This is a genomic window from Novipirellula methanifontis, assembly GCF_052161655.1.
GTDB lineage: Bacteria > Planctomycetota > Planctomycetia > Pirellulales > Pirellulaceae > Novipirellula.
The window spans coordinates 9,760,448-9,782,302 of record NZ_CP197418.1 but is presented as its reverse complement, the minus strand read 5'-3'; the positions used below and the strand labels follow the sequence as shown (position 1 = coordinate 9,782,302).

Genomic DNA, 21,855 nt, shown 5'->3' with positions numbered 1-21,855 from the left:
CGAAATTTGCCCGCAGCCAGTCGAAACGATTGGCGAAATTGGTGGTTTGCCTGGTAGGTGATCGCCGAGATGGGTCGACCGATCGGATACGTTTCGCCAGCTTGAATAGGCGAGGCACCCAGGGAAGGGGTTCCGCACCGAAATCGTTTCGGGATGTCGTGGCTTTCTTTTGTGGTGTCTTGTCACCAAGTGGTTCCTTCAACGGGAGTTGTCGCTTGTCCCTGCCTGTGGACTTCGACCTGAAAGAGCGAGTGCGTGCGAACGTCGACATTGTCGATGTTGTCGGCCAGACGCTGGAGTTGCATCCGGCGGGTCGCAATATGGTTGCACGTTGTCCCTGGCACAACGATCGCCGGCCTTCTTTGACCGTCAATCCCGAACGCCAAACGTGGAAGTGTTGGGTTTGTGACATCGGCGGCGATATCTTTAGCTACGTGATGCAGCGAGATGGACTCGATTTTCCAACCGCGCTTCGCACGTTAGCCGAGCAGGCAGGCATTCCAATCGACGAACTGCGAGGCGGCAAAAAGACCGTGTTCGGCAGTCCGGACGATCGCCCGACTTTGTTTGCAGCGATGAAGTTGGTCTCGGACGCTTATTTCGAGCAACTTGAAAGTGGCACGAGCAACGACGCCAAGATCGCTCGCGACTACTTAGCCTCGCGTGGCGTCGATGACGAGAACCGCAAGCGTTTTCGCATCGGGTTTTCGCCCGAGTCGTGGAATTTTGCAGTCGATCTGCTTAAGAAACATGATTTCAGTGAGGAAGTCGCCGAAGCGGCGGGCTTGGCCATTAAACGCAACAAAGGTGACGGGCATTACGATCGGTTCCGTGGCCGATTGATGTTCCCGATCCATGATCTGCAGGACCGTCCGATCTCGCTGGGGGGACGGTTGATTCCAGCAATCGCCGCGCGACGTGGCGAAGACGGTGCCGGTGCAAAATACATCAACGGCCCTGAGACCAAGTTATTTCGCAAATCACACCAACTGTACAATTTGCAACTCGCGCGGGAAGCAATCCGTCGCGGTGGCGATGCCTTGGTCATGGAAGGATACACCGATGTCGTCGCGGCACGCCAAGCTGGCGTCGAATCGGCGGTCGCGGTGCTGGGGACCGCCTTGGGCGAAGACCACATTCGCTTGTTAAAGCGATTTGCAAAACGAGTCGTCTTGGTGCTCGATGGTGACACCGCCGGCCAAACTCGCGCCGATCAAGTACTTGAGTTGTTCGTGCGTGCTGACGTTGATATGCGAGTGCTGACATTGCCCGATGGCAATGACCCCGCGGACTTTTTGGCGTCACAGGGCCGAGCCGCTTTTGATCAATTGGTTGCTAGTGCACCTGATGCACTCGAACACAAATTGAACCGTTTGACCGACGGCGTTGATGTCACTCACGACACACACAAGGTCACCCAAGCGATCGAAGTCTTGTTGGGCATTATTGCTCAAGCACCTAAGGCGGCGAATCTAAAAATTGACCAGTTAATGTTGCGGATGTCGCGAACGTTCGGTTTGCCAACGGAACGACTCAACGAGCGACTTGAAGAGGTTCGCAAGACGCAGTCTCGGGCTGCTGCGAAACGCCGTGATACGCGTCCAAGTGCTGCAAGACCAACGCGTTCCGCACCCCCGTCGTCGTCGTCGGGGTCACATTCTCCGTCGGTGCCTCGCAACGAGAATGCGGCGCCACCCCAGTCGTTTGATCCAAACGCTGCGTTTTTAGAGTCGGCTGAATTCGAAGGCGACTTTGGTGGCTACGACGATTTTGGTGCTCCGCCTGATTTCGGTGCCCCAAGCGGATTCGGCGAGCCAAGCAACTATGGCACGACTCCGTCGCGTCGGCCCTCCAGTCCAAATCGCCCCGAACCGCTCAGTGGGATGGATCGCGAATTATTTGAGACACTGATTGAATCACCCGAGCTGGCGGCGATGGCGGTCGAATCGATCGATCCTGATTGGCTCGAATCCAATACTGCAAAGATGTTGTTGTCGGCTTATCAAGACTTGGATCTCGAAGGTCGTGACCTAACACTCGAGTCGCTGATGTTGGTTCTTGAGAACGATGATTTGAAGAATCAAGTGGTGACGCTTGAGGAACGAGTTCGTCGTCGCGAAGGTCATTCCACACAAACCACCGTCGAACGTTATGCTGGCGTTGTGTTGCGTTACCGCGAGCGAGAATTTTCGGCAGAAAAAAACCGACAAATCGCAAAACTGGCTTCTTCGGCATTGGCAGAAGATGAAGAGGAGGCTCTATTGAAAGAGTTGTTTGACGCCGAGCGAACGCGGCACCAAATGAAGAAAGAGTAGATTTTAAATGCTAGCAAATGATAGCATTTCAAGTCAACACTCATAGCAAAACACTTCACGAACATTACTGTTTCCAATCCACCGAAGGAGCCACTAGCACCCCGCTTCAGACCGTCCCGATTCAATACCACTCGCCGTTGATGTCTTGCTCAAAAAGACGCCCGCCAACGGTGACCGATCAGAGGAGCTGATCATGTGCGTATTGTGTGAAATAGGATTTTTCAATCGACCCACGGTGCCAGGATTCGGCACTAAAAAAACATGAGGTTTTCAGATGCAATTGATGGACCAAGATCTTTCTCAACTTATCGCTCGTGGAACCAAGGATGGATTCCTCACCTACGACGAAGTCAACGCTTACCTACCGGATGAAGACGTCAATCCGGAAAAACTCGATCGCTTGATGCAAGCGATTGATCGCCACGGGATTCAGTTAATCGAAAAGGCGGAAAAGAAAGCGATTGTTGCAGCGGGTAAAAAGCCTGAGCCTCGCGTGGCTGAGATGCGATACAGCGAAGAAGACGATGCACCGCTGGTATCGGCGGAATTGCCCAAGGCAAGCGATGATCCGATTCGCATGTACTTGAGCCAAATGGCCGAGATTCCTTTGCTGACTCGCGAGCAAGAAATTTCGTTGGCAAAGAAGATCGAAATCACGCGTCGTCAATATCGCCGCATGTTGCTTGAGTCGGATTACGCACTTCGCAGCACCGTGGAAACTTTGCACCGAGTGCACAATGGCGAATTGCCATTTGATCGCACCATCAAGGTCTCGTTGACCGAACGATTGACCAAAGAGCAGATTAGTGCTCGCATGCCTCACAATCTGCGAACGATCGATGTTTTGATCTCGCAGAACAAGTCGGACTTTGAGCAATTGGTTCGCAAGAGCGTTTCGCCTCGTTTGAAGGCCGAAATTCGCCGCCGCTTTATTCGCAACCGTCGCAAGTGCCTGCAACTCGTCGAAGAACTTTCGCTTCGCAGTCGCCGCGTGGTGCCTTTGTTGGGACAGCTCGAGAAAATCTCGCAGCGAATGACCTTCATCCGCGATCGCCTGTCCTCCCTTGGCGAAGACGCGATGAGCCGCGACGAAGCAGCGGACTTGAAGCAAGAGCTTCGCGAATTGATGTTGGTGACTCAAGAGAGTCCTGAAAGCCTTCGCAACCGTATGACCAAAGTTCGCCGTCACTTCGACGACTACGAAGCGACCAAACGCCAATTGAGTAGCGGCAATCTTCGTCTGGTTGTTTCGATCGCCAAGAAATATCGCAATCGCGGACTGTCGTTCTTGGATCTGATCCAAGAGGGCAACACCGGTCTAATGCGAGCGGTTGATAAATACGAATATCGTCGTGGTTTCAAATTCAGCACCTATGCCACGTGGTGGATTCGTCAAGCGATCACGCGAGCGATCGCGGATCAAGCACGAACGATCCGTATCCCTGTGCACATGATCGACGTGTTGAGCAAGTTGCGTCAGTCTCAGAAGCGTCTGACTCAAGAATTGCGTCGCGAGCCCACGTACGAAGAGATTGCCTTGGCCACCGAAGTGCCATTGGAAGAAGTACGCCGCGTGATGGACATCGGTCGTCACCCCGTCAGTCTTGATCGTCCCGTTGGCGAAGGCGAAGACAGCAGCTTTGGTGAATTCATTCAAGGCAGTGAAGATGACAACCCTGTGAAAGCGGCAGCCAGCGGAATCTTGCGAAGCAAGATCGACGAATTGCTCAAGACGTTGACATTCCGTGAGCGAGAAATCATCCGGCTTCGTTATGGTTTGGTCGACGGCTACAGTTACACGCTCGAAGAGTGCGGCCGGATTTTCAAGGTCACACGCGAACGAGTTCGTCAGATCGAGGCCAAGGCGGTCGCGAAGCTGCAGAGTCCTTCGCGAGCGGATCGCTTGAGCGAATTCTTGAAGACCGCAGCGTAAAGCTCGGTCCTCTGATCAAGGTAGCGAAACTCGCCAAGAGTTTCGTCCGTGCGGTCGTGGGCGTAGCGGAACTCGTCAAGAGTTTCGTTTGCCTGGGAACGGCCGCAGATCAGACGCGATTTTCGCGGCATTTCATTCTTATTGCGGCCCCGAACTCTTCGGCGGCCGGATGCTGCCCGGTGGTGTCAGATCGTAGCCCAAAGCGATATGCTATACGTACAGTTATTCTTATTGCTTCGGTTCCCACTGGTCTTGTCGTCATGTCTACTGGTTCGAATATCGAAATCAGCACTCCACTGCTTCGCACGCTTCACCGTGTCCACCGTCAATTGACGGATCTGCGTAGTCAGCTATCACGTGGTCCCCGCCAAGTCAAAGCAGGCGAAGCGATGGTCGCGAAGGCTCAGGCGGACGTGGACGCGTTGAAAGAGAAACTCAAGAAGGCGAAGCTGGCTTCGGACGAAAAACAGCTTCAGTTGAAGTCGCGTGAAGCACGGATTGTCGAGATTAACGTCAAGCTGAACACGGCGGCGAGCAATCGAGAGTTCACGACGTTCAAAGAGCAGATCGCGGCGGACGAACAGGCTAATAGCGTCCTCAGTGACGAGATTCTCGAAGGGCTCGAGTATCTCGATGAGCTGCAAGCGGAATTGGATTCGCTGAAGTCGGAGCTCGAAAAACAGGAAACAGAGCACGAGCAACGCGTGGTTCACGTTAAAGAAAAGATGGAGCGTCTGCGTGGTGAGCTCGATCGTGTCGAAGCAGAGCTAGTGGAAACCGAAAAAGAGATCCCAAGTGAGGTCCGTCCCGACTATGATCGTTTGACCGCCTCGAAGGGAGAAGAGGCACTGGCGCCGATCGACGGTGATTCCTGTGGAGGATGTTACCAAACGCTGACGACTCAGGTGATGAGCCAATTGCAGTTGTCGCGGTTGGTGCGTTGCCCGAATTGCAATGCTTTCCTGTACCTTCCCGAGAATCGCCGAGTCACCTGATCCTTGTGTGTCTTCAGGCTCCTCGGCCAGGCAATTACCGTAGCGAAACTCGCCAAGAGTTTCGATTGACGAGCGTACTGCGAACCACTAGGCGAACTCACGACGACTGCCCCAAAATCAGGCGGTAAACCGCTGTGCGGAGGCACCTGAGTTCGGGTTTGCGGAGTGGAGAGCCGTTTTAGCGATCGAGCGACAAAAAAAATTAGCAAATTTATTTTCCGGTTTGTGGCGGTCTCATCACCCTAGATTTGGCGGCGAAGCAAGCGAGGAGAAGCTCATTTCGTTCTCTTTTTGTGTGTAGCTAAGATGGTAATCGTGGGCATTGTGGGAGCTCCGGCGGGGGGAAAATCAACCGTTGCTCGCTATCTACAGGGACTCGGAGCCACCTGGGTTAACGCGGACCTGATTGCCCGCGAAGTGCTCAATCGACCGCAGGTGGTAGCCAAGTTGGTGGAGCGTTTTGGCTCGGAAATTGCCGATGCGGAGGGAGAAATCAATCGATTGCGTCTTGCGGAGGTGGTTTTCGGGGATGACGACGCGAGTCGCGCCGCATTAAACTATTTAGAGTCGCTGACCCATCCGCCTACTCGCAACGAAATCCTAAAACAAATCCGGCAATCGGAGGCCCAGGGCATACACGTCTTGGTTCTGGATGTTCCACTTCTATTCGAATCAAAGTGGGATCGAGCTTGTGACGAGATATGGTGTGTCGATTCCCCATGGACACACCGGCTAAAGCGAGCCGAAGAACGAGGCTGGGATGCAGCCCAGCTCGCCAAACGCGAAACCAACCAACTTTCCATTGAAGAAAAACGCAGGCTAAGTCATCGCGTGCTACGCAACGATGGGTCGCTAGAAGATCTTTTCGAGCAAACACGGCAGCTTTACGTTAAGTTAAACGATTGCAGTGGAGAAACGTCTCCGGATCGACATTGTCTCGATAAAGACGACGGCTAAGCCAACCTAAGAACCATTTCCCTTTTCTCAACCCAACCTGCTTGAGCTTTTTCTCGCACTCACACCTTCCTACCTATCTCTTTTCCAATCGACTGTCCTGCCCTCGCCGTTCTAACTCGGCCTAATCATCATGCAATCCAATCAACCACCCCGTGATCGCAATAGCCGCGGCACGAACGATAAGAACGGTCCGCGCGAGTACCGTAATTATCGACGTCAAACCAATCGTCCTCGACATCCTGACAAGGAGGTCGACCAGCGAATTCGAGAGCTAGACGCCGAGCGAGATCCGCTGTCGTTGCCCGAGGAAATCGTCAGCGAAGCGAACAAAATCGGCGAGAAAGTAGGGATCCCCAGCGGCGATCATGATACGCCGCAGCTCAACATCGCTCAGTTGCAGAAGATGCCTCAAGATGCGCTGACCGCGATGGCGGAAGCGGAGGGAATCACGGTCGCCGAAACAGGCGGAAAGCAAGAATTGATCTTCTCGATCCTGAAGCAGCGAATGAAAGCCAATGGGCTGATGTTCGGTGAAGGGACGCTCGAGATTCTGCCGGATGGTTTCGGGTTTCTGCGCAGTGCGCAGTACCACTACGTTTCTTGCCCTGATGATATTTACGTCTCGCCAAGTCAGATCCGGCGATTTGGGCTGCAGACCGGCAGTCATGTTGCTGGTCAGATTCGGCCGCCCAAAGAGAACGAACGTTATTTTGCATTGCTGCGGATCGAGGCCATCAATCGCCGCGACCCGATGGCACGCCAAGCTCAAATTCCCTTTGATGAGTTGACCCCGCTGCATCCCGATCATCGCATCATGATGGAGCACGATAGCAAAGATTTGAGCACGCGGGTTGTCGACATGTTGACGCCTGTCGGGTTTGGCCAGCGTGGTTTGATCGTTAGTCCACCTCGGGCGGGCAAGACGATCCTGATGCAACAATTGGCAAAAGCGGTATTGAAAAATTATCCGGAAGCCTACGTCTTCATTTTGTTGATCGACGAACGTCCCGAAGAGGTCACCGATATGGAACGCGAAGTTCGCGGGCCACAATGTGAGGTGATTAGCAGCACGTTTGACGAACCGGCACAGCGGCATATCCAAGTCGCACAGATGGTGATCGAAAAAGCGAAGCGGATGGTCGAAACCGGAGTCGACGTGGTCATCTTTTTGGATTCGATCACCCGTTTGTCTCGAGCTCACAACAGCGAAGGTGAATCGACCGGCAAATTGCTAACCGGTGGACTCGACGCGGGAGCGCTGCAAAAACCGAAAGCATTGTTCGGATCGGCACGCAAGGTGGAAGAGGGCGGATCGCTGACGATTATGGCCACCGCCTTGGTCGATACGGGCAGCCGTATGGATGATGTGATTTTCGAAGAGTTCAAAGGCACGGGCAATTTGGAAATCGTGCTCGATCGATCGCTGGTTGACCGTCGGGTATGGCCGGCGATTGATATCAGCCGCAGTGGGACTCGTCGCGAAGAAATGCTGATGGATCCGGAAGAACATCGTCGTATTTCGGCGCTTCGCCGCGCGTTGGCCGAGCTTTCGCCCGCCGACGCGATGCAAGATCTAGTGACACAGCTTAGAAAAACCCAGAACAACGCCGAATTTTTGATGAGTCTTAAGGATGTCGATTGAGCTTAGTGGAGTGGACGGAAAGTTGCCAAAGGGCAGAATTGCGATTATCGCGAGTCGCTACAACGAAGCGATCTGCGACTCGTTGGTCAGTGGAGCGGAAAGGACGCTCGCCGAAGCCGGCTACGATAAGTCCAGCGTGGTGGTGGTGCGTGTTCCTGGAGCTTGGGAATTGCCGATAGTCGCAGCGCGGATGCTGAAGCAATCCAAAATGATTGCTGTAATCACGCTGGGCTGCGTCATCAAGGGCGAGACGACTCACGACGAGCACATCAACCGCGCGGTGAGCGAAGCGTTAATGCGGTTGTCAATCGAATCGGATTCGCCGGTCGGTTTCGGTTTGCTGACCTGTAACACGGTCGAGCAGGCGCTGCAGCGCAGCGGTGGAAACGTTGGCAACAAAGGCGAAGAAGCAGCCGAAGCAGTGCTCGAACTACTGCGTCTCGCCGAAAAAATGCGATAGGCTTCGGAGTCGGTTGTCCTCGGCTCAAACTTTCAGCAAATTAGCCGCTCGCGGCTAGCTGATTTTGTGAGCCGACGGCGTTAGCCGCGGGCCTAATGGCTTGGAATGACGATCGCAGGCCGGAATTCACCCTCTCACTGGGAGGGGTGGTTGCACTGAGCTTGCAAGTTGCAACCTCTAACACAACGAGGCCCCACCCAGAACTTGCTGCCGCTCGTTCTGACCTCCCCAAAACAAGTTTCGGGGAGGTGAAGTTGCGTAAGACCGTAGTCTGGACGGCAAGCTCCAAATTTCACGTTCCTAGCAGTTCGCGAAGTCGTTCGACGAGCTTTGCGGGGTTGTCGTGGCTGTAGGGAACTTGCTCCGCTTCCTTGCTGCTCAGGTGTTTCAGTTGGCATTCGCCTTGGCCCCATTCGTTGCCACCTGCGATGATCGCAAACGGGAATCCGTGGCTGTCGGCGTACTTTAGCTGGGCGCCGAGCTTCTTCGCTTCGGGGTAGACTTCGGTGCCAATCCCGGCTGCTCGCAAATTGCTCGCCAGTCGCAAGTAATCGTCGCGGTGGGACTCGTCAAAGTAGGCAACGAAAACCGACGCCGGAGTCGAGGTCGATGGAAGTAGCTTCAATTGCTCCATCGCGGCGATTAAGCGGTCTAGGCCAAGCGAGGCACCGATCCCAGGCAGGTGTTGTTTGGTGTACAGGCCAGCCAAGTTGTCGTAACGTCCGCCGCTGCAGACGCTGCCAATCGCAGGCAGATCATCGAGGATCGTTTCGAAAATAACGCCGGTGTAGTAGTCCAAACCACGCGCGATCGATACGTCCAAGCGAAGCCGTCGCACGGGGACGCCTGACGCCAATGCGCCTTCGTAGATGTCTCGCAGACGCCCAATCCCTTGAGCCGCTTTTTCGTTGCCGCCAGTGATCTCGGTCAGCTTGGCGAAAATCGCGTCCGCTTCGCCGGTGCACTCGGCAAGCTGCAGCACCGCTTCGGCTTGTGCGGGCTGGATCTCGGCGCTGGTGACCATTTCGTTGATCGTTTTCTCGCGGCCAATCTTGGTCAATTTATCGAGACTGCGGAGCACCGGGACGCTGCGATCGGCCAATCCCAAGTGGTCGAGCAAGCCAGTCAAAACGGCTCGGTTGTTGATGCTGATTGTAAACCGATCAAAGCCAATCGTTTCAAGCAGATTGTTGATCACCGCGACCGCTTCGATATCGGCCAGCACCGATTCGGTTCCGATCGTGTCAAAGTCGCACTGGATGAATTCGCGGTAGCGGCCAGCTTGCGGATTTTCGCCTCGCCACACCGGAGCGATGTGGTAGCGTTTAAACGGCGTCCCCAGCGTGCCGATGTGCTGAGCCGCAAAGCGTGCCAAGGGGACGGTCAAGTCGAATCGCATGCCCACATCGCGACCGCCGTTGTCCTTGAAGCGATAGATTTGGCGGTCGGTTTCGTCGCTGCCTTTACCCGTCAGGATTTCCAGGTGTTCGAGCGTAGGTGTATCGATCGGCGCGAAACCGAACGAGCGGAAAACCTCGCGAGCGGTTTGCATCAATTGCTCGCGCGGGATCATCACCGCCGGCAGGTAATCGCGGAAACCTTTGAGTGTTCTGGGCTGGATAAGCGACATAGTTCGGATCGGTGTGAGATGGATTACGAAAGCAGGGGAAGCGAGGTGGGGCGACGACTTCGCAGCGAGTCATGGTCGTTGCGATCAGGATCGGGGAACTGAGGCCCGAATAACGCGTCGGCGTACTCGTCGATTTGTTCGGGGGTCTCGAAGTATTTTTCGTAGCACCAGTCGTCTTCGAATTCACATTCTTTGGTGGTGTAATCGCGACAGATTTGAGGCCGCGTTTCGTAGATCCCGCAGCGATGATCGTCTTGCAAGTGCTGGCAGGTCGAGTAAACCAGCAAATACCAGGTTTCCCCTTCGACAAACACCGTGGCTCCCGGGTGCACGAGGTACCAGCGAATGAAGTCAAAATCGCGGCGATTGACCGGTTCATCGATCGGCAGAGCGAAATAGTGACAACATTTTGCCGTGCAATGTTCGCACAGATTCGTCCCCTCGGGGAATTGATCACGGCGTTTGCCGGTTGGGATCTGGCGTTTCCCGGTCGGGATCTGGGTTACAGTGCTCACCTGGGCGAATCTCCTCACGGCATTGGTGGTTCTAGGTCGATGCTGGATGTTGTAGAAACTACCAAAGCATCGATTGTTCAACAAAGCCCCTACATTTGGTTGGGGCGTGTTTTGGGGATAGTTCAAGCTCAAAAAGCTTGAAGGCATTAGGGGAGAGACTAATCAGTGGAAGTCGTGATTACAGCACTGGGGCCCGATAATGTCGGTTTGGCCGATCCGATCATTCACTACGCGACCGGGCAGGGGGCGCGGATTGCCGAGATCCAGATGTACGATCACGACGAAGAGCAACTGTTTGCGATGCTTTGTCGGATCGATATCCCGGCCAGCGAATTTGACCGTTTGTCCGACGCAATGCGGCAAATTGGCGAAGTCACCGGGTTGGCGATTCGTGTTTGGAGCAGCGAGTTGCGTGCCGAGCGTCCCCGCTTGGCCGTTTGCTGCACCTATCTGGAACACACGCCCCGAGCGATTCTCGAAGCGGTGCAGGATGGCAGCATCAATGCGGACGTCCCCGTCGTCATCTCGAATCGCAAGAAGCTCGCTCCGTTGGCCGCCGAGTTTGGTTCGGCATTTGAAATGATCGGTGACGGCCAAGGGGCATCCAATGATGCACTGATGGTCGAATTGTTGGATCGTTATGAAGTCGACTACGTTGTGTTGGCTCGCTACATGCGGATCCTGCCCCCCTCGACCTGCTGGCAATTTGCAGGCGGCCGAATCATCAATCTGCATCACGGACTGTTGCCTGGTTTTCCCGGATTTCGGCCTTATCACGATGCCTACGCCGCTCGCATGTTGACATTTGGAGCGACTTGCCATTTCATCATCCCCGAGCTTGACGCGGGCAACCAGACGATCAACCAACGCACCTTTGCCGTTTCGCCAGGAACCAAGATAGATGAGGTCATCCGGATTGGCGAAAGCGAGAATGAACCGGCCTGTTTAACCGAAGGGGTGCGCCGCGTGATCGATCGCGAAGTCTACTTGCACTTCCATCGCGTCGTCGCCCGCAAAGCAAAATAGCCGCGCACCCTGTGGGATAGGCTTCCTTCCTGTCATCCAAGCTTGGGGCATGCTTGGGCAGTTCAATCTATGCTGTTGATGCGACGTTTCGACTATCCATTTTGGCTTTGTTTTTGCTGCAGTGTTTCGCGAATGGTTAGTCACGAAGTGACGACACGGTGTAGCCCCGGACGCCAGTCCGGGGTTTGGGAACCAAAGCGAAGCAAGTCGCAACGCGACGACAGGAAACTTACTCGTGTCGCAACGCTTCGATCGGGTTCATGCGTGCGGCTCGGATCGCGGGATACAGTCCGCTGATCAGACCGACGGCGACCGCGATCACAACGGCTAACGGAATTGTGCCGTAAACGATCGTGGGTTCGGCTTCGCGGATCGCATCGGGAAGGGCCGCAAACTTTTCGGGGAAACCTGTTTGGACGACCCACATCAATCCGCTGAACATCGCAGGGCCTAAGAACCCAAGTAGGATGCCAAGGGTTGCACCGGCGAAGCTAAGCACCAGCGTTTCCGCCAAAAACTGACGTACGATGTCACCGCGTTTCGCACCGAGTGCACGGCGAATGCCGATTTCTCGAGTACGTTCGGTGACGCTCGCAAGCATGATGTTCATGATTCCGATCCCACCCACGATCAGCGAGATACAGGCAATCAAAATACCAATCCCCAGGAACATCATCCGTAAGTTGCGGGCTTGTTCCAGGAGTTCCAGCGGGACGACAACGGCGACGTCGTTGACCGCGGCATGTTTGGGTTCAAGCATGTACTCGATCATCGCCGCTGTGCTGCGGACTTGATCGACCCGCTCGACCTGCAGCGTGATCTGGTTCAGTTCCATGATTTCGACTTGGAACTGGCCGCTACGCCGCGTCATGATCGTGTCGCCGACTCGTTTTCGCAACGTCTGAATCGGGATGTAGACGTCCGAGGAATAGTCTTGAGAGTCAAGCGATCCCCCGATCGCCGCGGAAGGATTCCGAGCTTTAAGCACTCCGACAATTTTGAAAAAGTCTTCGCTTTCAGGGACATACACCCGTTTGCCGAGCGGTTCTTCATAGGGGAACAAGCGGTCCGCCACGCCTGCGGAAATCACGCACACGGTGGCCGAGAGAATACCGTCGGCATCGGACAAAAAGCGACCTCCACCCTTGCGGATGACCAGACTGTTCACGTCATCGTAAAGTGGCGTGCAGCCGACAAGTCGCCCATCCAAGACGCGGTCCTGGTAACTAAATTGGCGGCGAATTTCGCGGATCGGAATCGCCGCTTGGATCGTAGGGACCGTGCCCAGAATCAATTCCAAATCGCTACGCAAAAGTCCATACTTGCTGGCCGACATGCCCGCCATCTTTTCGTCTGGCGGTTTTACGCTGCGGACGATGATGGTGTTTGCACCGAGCGACTCGATTTGCTTTTGGACCTGATCGCTTGCGCCTTGGCTGATCGCGGTCAACACGATGACCGCCCAAACGCCAATCAAGATTCCAAGCATCGTCAAACCCGTTCGCAGCGGATGCAGCGAAAGGCTTTTGATACCAAGTTGCCATGTTCGTAACCAAAGCATTACGATTGCCTTGCAAGAAGTTGGACGACGTTTTCGTGCTGGGCAGCACGTGCGGCAGCGCGTTTTTCTTCGCTGATCAATTCATCGCGATCAAGCATCCCATCTTTCAGTCGAACGATTCGCTTGGCACGCTCGGCAACGTCATCTTCGTGAGTCACCAAAATGATTGTGCGGCCTTCTTCGTTCAGTTCATCGAAGATGGCGAGGATTTCTTCGGTTGTCACCGAATCCAAGTTACCCGTCGGTTCGTCGGCGAGAATGAAGAAGGGGTCGTTGATCAAGCTGCGTGCGATCGCAACACGCTGTTGCTGGCCACCCGAAAGTTGAGACGGGCGATGGTCCAAGCGATCCGCTAATCCTACTCGAGCGGCCATTTTTTTGGCTCGTTCCAGTTCTGCTGCACCCAGTCGGCCTTGGTAATAGAGCGGGACTTGGATGTTTTCCACGACGCTCAGTTGTTGGATCAAGTTGTAGGATTGAAAGACAAAGCCGATCCGCTTGCTGCGAAGATCGGCGAGTTGGTCGTCGGTCAAGGTGATGATATCGTCGTCGCCCATCATCAGGCTTCCCGAGGTGGGCTGGTCAAGACACCCGAGCATGTTCAGTAGCGTACTTTTGCCGCTTCCGGACGGTCCCATGATCGCGACGTAATCCCCTTCGGGAACGTCAAACGAGACGCCGCGAAGTGCCCGTACCGTCTCGCTCTTGAGCACGTATTCTTTTTTGAGATTACGGATCGACGTCGCCATTCGTTGCGACGAGGTGCTAGACACCTCCACAGGCCGCGTTTCAGAGGAATACGCTTCCTTCATACTCATCGCGGTCCCCCGCCACCTTGCGACATGCGTTTTTGCATCGCGCTGGTCAGTTCGGATTCCGTGACCATGCCATCGCCATCGGTATCGGCTTCGACGAGCGACCCACGCCGTCGTTCATCTTCGACCGCATCAATTTCGTCTTTTGACAGTTTGCCGTCGCCATCGGTGTCGGATTGCTGGATTCGCGTCTTTGCGATTGTGGCGGGGTCGGGACGACCACTTTCTGCGGAGCTGCCCCCACCCGGTCCTGCGTTGCCTGGACCAAAACCGCCCGGTCCGCCCTGTCCGCCGCGGTCTCGCGGTGGTCCGCCTGCCTCGTCACGGTTTCCCGCTTCCGAGTCCATCGTCTCACCGCCGCGAGTGGTATCTCGTGCACGATCGGCGGCGATTTCACGCATGTCGCTGTTGTCGGTCTGTTCAAGCTCGGGCAAATCCATCAGCGTCAGGAATGAACGAAGGTTCAGCACGACCGTTTCACCTTCCTCAAGTCCTTCATCGATACAGGCCATCGTGTCATTGGTCGCCCGGATCGTGACTTCGCGAGTTTCGAAAGCCTGAGGTCCCATTTTCACGAGTGAGTACATTTTCCCGCCGTGTTCGTACAGCCCTTGAATTGGAATCTGAGTCGCATTGGGTATTTGCTCAACGAAAATCTGGACCTCGGCCGTCATCCCGGTGCGGATATTGTCAGGCGGACCAATGATCTCGACCCAGGTGGCATATTCTTTGATCGACGAACTGAAAAAACTGCCTGGTTCGGCATAACGGTTGACCTTGACGACAGCTCCCTTTAATCGCAAGCCAGTTACCGATTCGACAGCGATTTTGGCGGGCATGCCAGCCTGGATCAACGTGATTCGCGACTCGTTGATTTTACACTTTACTTGCATTTGACTGGGATCGGGCAAGCGAATGATGGCTTGGCGTTCACGCACCGTCGCTCCCGCTTCGACCACGAATTCCGCGTTGCCGCCTCGTGAACTGTAGCGGTTCGCATGGACCACCACGCCTTCCGAAGGAGCGGAAATAACGCAGTTTTCAATCTGCTTTTTCACGTCGGTTAGTTCTTGCTGCTCTTCGGCCAACCCGCTTTCGGCTGCGGCGAGTTGAGCCTTGGCCGCTTCGATATCACTATCGAATTGAACCAGCATTTTGCGTTTTGTCAGATCTCTCAACACCCGCAGTCGGCCCTCGGCGGCTTGCAGTTGGTTTCGGGCGTTGGCAACGGCGTACTTGTCGGCGTCGAGTTGCAACGATTTGACGAGTCCCTTGGCCACCAAACGCTCGCTGCTTTGCAACGCCAACTGGTTTATGCGAAGCTCTTGTTCGGCGATCGCCTTTTCGCTCAAAATCGCCTTTTCTTCGGTTTTGAATACCCCTTCGAGATATTCTTCGCGGGCAATGGTGGCTTGTTCGACAAGTGCATTTGCCGTCGCAACGTTGGCTGCGGCAGTGATCACTTGAATGCGAGATTCTTTCAGTGTCAGCTCTAGCTGCGACGCGTCCAATTCGACCAGCTTGTCACCTTTGGAAACACGAGCTCCTTCGTCGATCACCCACAAGATGGCGGTTCCAGAGCTATTGCCTCGTGATTCGACTTGGCAGGTAACTTCGATATTACTGCTGCTCTCGATTTCGCCTTGTTCGAGCACGATGTGGTCAAAGGGCGAAACGATGACGGGGGACGTAATCAAGTCTTTGGTGGAAATGCCCTCCGCCCGTTTGGCGAGGTAGCTGTACACAAACCAGCCTGCGGTTCCTGCGAGTACCAAAAACACGAGAAATCCAGCCAAAAGGCCCCCACGTCGATGGCGGGCCGAGGCCAGGCGGGAAGCTGGTTTGATCATTGCAAACGGGTGGGAATGAAGGGGGGGAAGGACATCATTTCGGCTCTGATCTGGGCGGAGCCTTTGTTTAAACCACGCCCAGTGACGAAAGTATCGGTCGCTAAGGCGATTCACGCCCCCTCATTGTAATCAAGCCTCGAAATAACGATTGTCATCGATATGCAAATTAGCCGGAATCTTTGTGGCAAGCTCTTCTGGTGTTAACGAAAATCGGGGGTTGATCTCCACTTTGACCCCCTCGGCGACCGTCGCTCCGGCCGCTTCGAGCCAGCGGCGATGTTGCGCCACAATCGCTTCTCTGGCTAATTTAGGTGTATCGTTCTCCGCTCCGTCGGCATTCTTTACTGGCGCAAATCCTTCACTTGGAAGGACTTCGACCACAAATGCGTTTTTTGCACTGGGTAACAAGTCGAAGATGAACTTTTCAAATTTCACCGCGTTGGGTTCGCTCGGGGTGACCACGTTTTGGTTGGCATCCAAGTAAGGCACCTTTTTCTGAGCGCGATGGAATGGCAGCGATGACGTGTTCTGGCTGGCTCGGCAGAGGAAGTCGACGTCGATTACATGCACTCCGATGCTGCCCGCCCATAGTTTCAATTGGCCGTCCGCGTCAGTCGCTTCGGCTGCTTTTTGAGGCAAGTCGCTGTATTCGATTACTTGAACCTTGCCTCCAGCCAAAGCGATGTTTCCGACTTTTTCCATCGCATAGCGTTTACGAATGACTTGCGTGGTCATCTCGCTGCCGGACAACAAATGGTGCCCGATCAGCGTGGGCTCGCAAACGTTGACAAGCGGATTGTCGACTTGGAAATAGGACAGACATTTCACACCCCGTTTTTTCGCGTCATCGAGGCATCCGTTGCGGTCCAGTGCCCGCACGGTTCCGCCATGACCATCGGGGCTGAGGGCGAGTGAGCTTTTCGAAGCCATCAGCAGTTTGCCCGTTTTGGCATCCACCGCGGGCATCGTGCCTTGGCGAAAGATCCGCACGTCATCGGGCGCCATGCCGAGAAAGTTGTTCTCTTGGAAATAGGCTCGTGTTTCAGCGTCGGTCGCATCGCTGGTCATAATGTAGAACGGAATCGCGACGCCGTACTTTTGGCCAATGGCCAGCAGCCGATCAGCGAAAATCTGAAACAGCGTACGGTTCGAAATGGGCCCAACCGGAAACATGCCTTTGGGCAGGTCAAACCCCAGTCGTGTGCCTTGGCCACCCGCGACCAGGATCGCTCCCACTTCGCCCGCTCGCAGCGCCGCTTCCCCACGCTCGCGTGCTTCGTCAACGCTCCACTTCGCTCCGCTGCCGTCGGCGCGAACCGAAGGCGGAGTCTCGGCATTGGCTGCAAGCGATTCAAAATCGATTTTCTCGTCTTTCCCCGCCACCAGCGTCGCGATCGTTTCAAAGTCGACGTCTTCGATTTGAGCCGCCAAGTTTTGGCGTTCCTCGTCGGAGAGTTCATCCCAGTAATCCAGGACATGCTCTTGTGAATATTTGGCGAGTTGCGATTTCAAGGACTCGAGATTCATTGTTTGAAGCATGGGAAACGAGGATACGGAAAATTTTGTCTAAGTGCAAATTGAGCACATTCGCGGTCTAGCCGCAAAACTTGTGCCGGTGGACGCGATCGATGTGCTATGCGTTGGACACGAAACGCGGCCCCTCAAACGTTCTGTCCTAAAACGATAAACCGCTAACGCGAGAAATTCCATCCGCTGTTCTCGTACCGCTGTTCGCACAATGTTTCGATCTGAGCCTGCGGTAGAGCTTCACGCCAAGTCTCGCGGCCTCCGAACACATCCACGAGATCACGTTTCAGTTCCGCTGGGTCGATATCAATGTTGGTAATGAATTGTTCGTGATCCCGCTCGGCACGGTAATCAGGCTGCCGCGGTGCGAATTTTAAACAACGAGCAATCAACGCCAAATCACCGTCGTACAACAGGGTGCCATGATACAGCAGATGATGGCGGGCCATCCGCATGCTGTTCCCAGAGAACTTGCAATTGTTGAAAGTTAAATCGCATGTTCCCTGAAATTGAGCCGCCTCGGTCGCTGCTTGGAATTGGCGATTGACTGCGGTTTGCAGATGCTGCATCACAAATTGATGAGTCACATCGATGCGGGCCAAGTCGGGACGCAAATCCAGATCAAGCACCACGCTGTACATCAAGCATCCAGGCCCTCCGACCACGGAGGCTCCACCCGTGCAGCGGCGAAAAATGGGGATTTCTTCGCTGCGGCAGAAATCGATATCGACTTCTTCGGCAACACGCGACGATCGGCCAATGATGACGGTAGGGTGCTCGAATTCCCAGACGCGAATGAACTCGCACGATCCTCCCGCGTTGGACGTTTGCTCTTCCGCGATCAGCAATAACGCTTCGTCCATCGCAATGTGATGGGAAGCTTTGGTCAGGGGATGGGCGACAATCTGCATTCTTTCTTAGTCTCCGCGTAGCGAGTCAAGCAGCGGCATTTTTGCGACTTGACGCACCGCTAACAATCCTGCCAGCAACCCGAAGACGACGATACCAATCACGATCAACAGTGGCTCGATCCAAGGTGGATTTATCCCGCTTAGAATGCCGTAGGGCAAAACCGCCAACATCGCACAGACCGCACCGCAACCGATTCCCACCAACAGCAGGATGCTGGTTTCACGCAGCACGATGGCCGATAATCGTTGGCGAGTAAACCCGATCGCTCGCAACACCGCCAATTCGCTACGTCGCTCCAGCACGCTTCGCAATTGAGCGATCGCTAATCCGACGGTTCCCAATAGCAGTCCCAACGCCCCGAGACTTTGGAACGTACGAAGGTAGGTGTTTTGCACCGCCATCATGCTCGCCAGAATCGATTCGCTTTGCGAAACGTCCATCCCGACATCGCCCAGCCGGTTTTCGAGCGCCGAAGCGGCCTGAGCCATCTTGTCCGGTGCTGCATCAATCAGGAAGTAGCGATAGCCACTGAGATTGGAAAATTGCGTTTCAAAATTGGATTCACCGATCAGCAATTTGCCTTGCAGCAGCGTGTTCGATAACAATCCCACCACTTTCAGATACAGCGGTTTACCGGGTTCAAATTCAAACGCCTTGGTTTCACCGATTCCCTTTTGCATCTGCAGACTCCACATCGCGGTGTTCAAATCGATGATCACCGGAATCGGATCCTCTGCGGTTCCCTTGGCTGCGGGCGAAAGCAATTCCCAAGGCGATTGGCCATCCGCAACCGCCGCATATTTCGCCCATTCAAAACCAGGTAAACGCTCGGGGTTTTCATGGAACAGGTTGGCAAACGATGCAGGAACGCCCAGCACGGTGGGGCTGGTCGCTTGGTACAAGTTATTGCAACTCGCGTCCTGCCCGGCTCGCATTCGCATCGGTGCCACGATTGCATTGGCCATTTCCGCTGCGTCCTTGCCCATCAAGTCCTCGCGGATTTGAGGATTGGCAAAGTCGCGATAAAGTGGTTGGGCGGTTTGCGAGACAAGATCGAAACCGCCGCTGCCCGCTTCGGTCGGCCGCAGCCGAAATGCCGTGATGGCGATAATCAAAAACGCGGCGGTTGCCATCAACCCGATCGTCAACGTGCTGCGCAGCGGATGTCGTGCGGCGTTCCGCGTCGCGAGCGAGCGATACGAGGAAAGCGTGGTAACCGAATCGTTGGATCGCAGATGCGGCTGTCTTAGTCGGGTGTAGACCAATGTCAGTGCGGCGACGAGCAACAACATGCCGCCGCCCACAAAGCCACCCGCCGCAGCTTGACCGCCCGCCTGGGCCCCCAATGCCGCGACGATCACGGCCAGTACACCCAGGGAAATCGCCGCGATCCGCAACCGTGACACGCGACGAGTTTTTCCTTTTTGCGAAGTCGTTGCCGATTGATCTTGGTCGGTTCCCGTCAACAAACTGCGTGCGTCGACTCGTACGATCGACCGAACCGTCAATGCCAACGTGGCCATCGCAACGACCCAGCTAACGGTCGAACCAATCAGCAAGCTTCGCAATGTCCAGTGGAATGTCAAAAAAGGCACCGTGACCGCACCGACCCACCACGATCGTAGCGCCCACAACACAAACATCGCATAGCCGATACCGGCGATGATCCCCAGTACGACGCCGATCGTTGCCACGACGGCTCCTTCACTGAGCACCAAACGTCCAAGCCGACGTGGGGTCCATCCGATCGCCAGCAGCGTACCGAGTTGTTTTAGTCGCTGTGTCAGCCCCAGTCGGAACAGCATCGCGATCAGCATTACTGCCGCCAGAATGACAAAAAAGCTAAGCGACAAGAAAAGGGCGTCAAACGGTGTCGTTCCTCGCGATGCGGCGAGTTGCTGCTCGCGAATGCGGTGAATCGACCAACCAAGATCGTCAAACGAAGGCTCCAACGAGCTGAGTATTTTGGATTGCAGTTGGGCTTCGCTTTCGTTTTTGGCGACCTTGATACGAAGCCCCGTCGTGTTTCCAAACCGGCTGCCAAACAAACGTTGACCCTCGGCCAATGGCAAGAACGCTTTTGGAGTTAGCCGAAAATCATTCCAGTACTCGTCATCTGCCGATTCAATGTCGCGAGTCAATTTGAAGGGCAAATCCCAATTGCTGATCGAATCCTGGTCGGTAACGCCTGGCACCGTGGGGGTCAGATCGGGATCGTTGTAGACCGTGGGCGGCTTGTCAAACACCGCTTCGCGTGATCGACGATAAGGTTTCGCCGGACGCGTAATCGGAACGATGTCGGTGACGACGGCAGAAAAGGTACGCTCAATCTCGTTCCCGTTTTCCACTTCGGGTTCGTAATAGGCAATCCGCAGTGGGGTGCCGATTTCCGCTTCAAGCTGTTTCGCAGTCCAGTCGTTAATGACCAACGGGACAAGGGGTGCGTCGTTGGTTGCACCTGAGGGAGTGCGGCTTGCCTTAGCAGGCAACGTGTAGTCCAGGGGTAAGCCCGGCGTGGAATCGATCGCCGTGATCGTGCTGTAGGGAACCGAGGCAATCACCTTGCCGTTTTCGTCGACTCGTTCGATGGCATTGGCCAGATACGTGCAAACTTCGGTCACGCGGTCACGCCCCAGTGCGTGCACGGTCTGCTCGACAACTTGCTCGGGAAGCAGCAGTTGATCGCTGGCCAGTGACACATATTCAAAAATCGTCTCGCTGTCGGTTCCCTCGTCCCCTTCGCCGACAAAGGCCTGTTTGACCTGTTTCAGATCCAACCCGAGTGCCTCGAGCGTGATGTTTAACGCAGAGGGTGCGATAGCCGAATCAAATAGCAACAAATTTGCTTGTCCCTCACGTTGCAGCGCCTCGGCAACGGTTTCGCGGAGAAGGTAAACGTTCAGTGGGGCTGCTTGGCTGGCGGTGACGGAAAATCGTCCCAAACCGCGATCTGGAATGATGCTCAGCACCTTCATTCGCGGCAGGCCTTCGCTTTGGATGTCGCGGCGGCCCAGTGGACTGTCGGCGGGCACGGCGGCTTCGACCGGCAGTCGCACCGTGACTAAGTCTCCGACGTCCACCCCTAACTCGGTCGCAGTCGCCTGGTTCAGAACCACCCCTTCGTCGCTGGGCAACACGTCCGGACGAACACTTTGCACGCCCAGTTCCCAGAAATTCTCGTCACATCCGATCAATTGCACCGAACCGGCGCGATGGGTGACGTCGCCCTCGGCGTTTTCGGATTCGACAATCCCTGCGGGAAAGAAAATCAGCGAGACGGCTTCTACGGAATCGCCTGTGACTTGTTGACTGTTGAAAAAATGGCCCGGTGCGACCATCGAATCGGTGCGTCCGAGTCGTTCGATCGTCAATTCACGCAGACTGCCTCGCATCGAATCGCCAACCAGCAAAGCTCCGACAATCACCGCGGTGGCCGTCGCGACACCCAGTGCGACCGATGCCGACACTCGCCAAGAATGGCGTACCGACGACATGACCATCGATTTCATGCCGAACGACGTTGTCAAGCGTTGGGTTCGGGGCGTTGGGTTCTCTGTTTCCATTGTCATGTTGACCACCAAGGATTCCTCACAATCGGCACAATCGCTCTGTCCATCATGGTGACGGTTGTGCCGTGTTTAGCAATCCCGCGTCACAGGTTTGAGTCGCGGAATGAAAGCAACCGATCCACTTGATCATACGGCCAAACGGATTTGG

At 55.1% G+C, this 21,855-nt stretch carries 15 protein-coding genes; 7 read left to right on the top strand and 8 right to left on the bottom strand.

Features of this window, described 5'->3' with window-relative positions; translation table 11 throughout:
* Positions 1-215: 215 nt before the first annotated feature.
* From dnaG to ribH, 6 genes are all read left to right on the top strand, one after another.
* Complete coding sequence (gene dnaG, locus SH528x_RS34720) at positions 216-2,315, top strand: DNA primase (protein WP_442507999.1); 2,100 nt, start codon at positions 216-218, stop codon at positions 2,313-2,315.
* Between the two features lie 274 nt (positions 2,316-2,589).
* Positions 2,590-4,248, top strand: coding sequence for a sigma-70 family RNA polymerase sigma factor (locus SH528x_RS34715; RefSeq protein ID WP_442507998.1), 1,659 nt, complete (start codon positions 2,590-2,592; stop codon positions 4,246-4,248).
* A gap of 260 nt (positions 4,249-4,508) precedes the next feature.
* Positions 4,509-5,243: a zinc ribbon domain-containing protein gene (locus SH528x_RS34710; RefSeq protein WP_442507997.1), complete on the top strand. Its 735-nt coding sequence runs from the start codon at positions 4,509-4,511 to the stop codon at positions 5,241-5,243.
* Positions 5,244-5,549: 306 nt separating this feature from the next.
* The gene (gene coaE / locus SH528x_RS34705; RefSeq protein ID WP_442507996.1) at positions 5,550-6,200 is read left to right on the top strand and encodes a dephospho-CoA kinase; all 651 of its coding nucleotides are present in this window, start codon (positions 5,550-5,552) and stop codon (positions 6,198-6,200) included.
* A gap of 130 nt (positions 6,201-6,330) precedes the next feature.
* A complete protein-coding gene (rho, locus tag SH528x_RS34700; protein WP_442507995.1) occupies positions 6,331-7,842 on the top strand; it encodes a transcription termination factor Rho in 1,512 nt (503 codons plus the stop codon).
* Entirely contained in the window at positions 7,832-8,302 is a 471-nt protein-coding gene (gene ribH, locus SH528x_RS34695) for a 6,7-dimethyl-8-ribityllumazine synthase (RefSeq protein WP_442507994.1), read from the top strand. The genes rho and ribH overlap by 11 nt, the downstream gene beginning before the upstream one ends.
* Positions 8,303-8,594: 292 nt before the next feature.
* On the opposite strand, the gene hisS is transcribed toward ribH, so the two are convergent.
* On the bottom strand, positions 8,595-9,932 hold the full coding sequence (gene hisS / locus SH528x_RS34690; protein WP_442507993.1) for a histidine--tRNA ligase: 1,338 nt from the start codon (positions 9,930-9,932) through the stop codon (positions 8,595-8,597).
* A gap of 23 nt (positions 9,933-9,955) precedes the next feature.
* Complete coding sequence (locus tag SH528x_RS34685) at positions 9,956-10,447, bottom strand: YkgJ family cysteine cluster protein (protein ID WP_442507992.1); 492 nt, start codon at positions 10,445-10,447, stop codon at positions 9,956-9,958.
* A gap of 165 nt (positions 10,448-10,612) precedes the next feature.
* Between SH528x_RS34685 and SH528x_RS34680 the strand changes: the two genes are divergently transcribed.
* Complete coding sequence (locus SH528x_RS34680) at positions 10,613-11,473, top strand: formyltetrahydrofolate deformylase (protein WP_442507991.1); 861 nt, start codon at positions 10,613-10,615, stop codon at positions 11,471-11,473.
* A 229-nt stretch (positions 11,474-11,702) separates the two neighbouring features.
* Here the strand turns inward: SH528x_RS34680 and SH528x_RS34675 are convergent, their stop codons facing one another.
* From SH528x_RS34675 to SH528x_RS34650, 6 genes are all read right to left on the bottom strand, one after another.
* Positions 11,703-13,034: an ABC transporter permease gene (locus SH528x_RS34675; RefSeq protein ID WP_442507990.1), complete on the bottom strand. Its 1,332-nt coding sequence runs from the start codon at positions 13,032-13,034 to the stop codon at positions 11,703-11,705.
* The gene (locus SH528x_RS34670) at positions 13,034-13,852 is read right to left on the bottom strand and encodes an ABC transporter ATP-binding protein (RefSeq protein WP_442507989.1); all 819 of its coding nucleotides are present in this window, start codon (positions 13,850-13,852) and stop codon (positions 13,034-13,036) included. The genes SH528x_RS34675 and SH528x_RS34670 overlap by 1 nt, the downstream gene beginning before the upstream one ends.
* Positions 13,849-15,699, bottom strand: coding sequence for an HlyD family efflux transporter periplasmic adaptor subunit (locus SH528x_RS34665; RefSeq protein ID WP_442507988.1), 1,851 nt, complete (start codon positions 15,697-15,699; stop codon positions 13,849-13,851). Before SH528x_RS34665 ends, SH528x_RS34670 begins: the two co-directional genes overlap by 4 nt.
* Before the next feature lie 129 nt (positions 15,700-15,828).
* Positions 15,829-17,226: a UTP--glucose-1-phosphate uridylyltransferase gene (locus SH528x_RS34660; protein ID WP_442507987.1), complete on the bottom strand. Its 1,398-nt coding sequence runs from the start codon at positions 17,224-17,226 to the stop codon at positions 15,829-15,831.
* 164 nt (positions 17,227-17,390) lie between these two features.
* Positions 17,391-18,137: a lipoate--protein ligase family protein gene (locus tag SH528x_RS34655; protein WP_442507986.1), complete on the bottom strand. Its 747-nt coding sequence runs from the start codon at positions 18,135-18,137 to the stop codon at positions 17,391-17,393.
* A gap of 6 nt (positions 18,138-18,143) precedes the next feature.
* Positions 18,144-21,707, bottom strand: a complete 3,564-nt coding sequence (locus SH528x_RS34650; RefSeq protein WP_442507985.1) for an ABC transporter permease — start codon at positions 21,705-21,707, stop codon at positions 18,144-18,146.
* Positions 21,708-21,855: the final 148 nt, after the last annotated feature.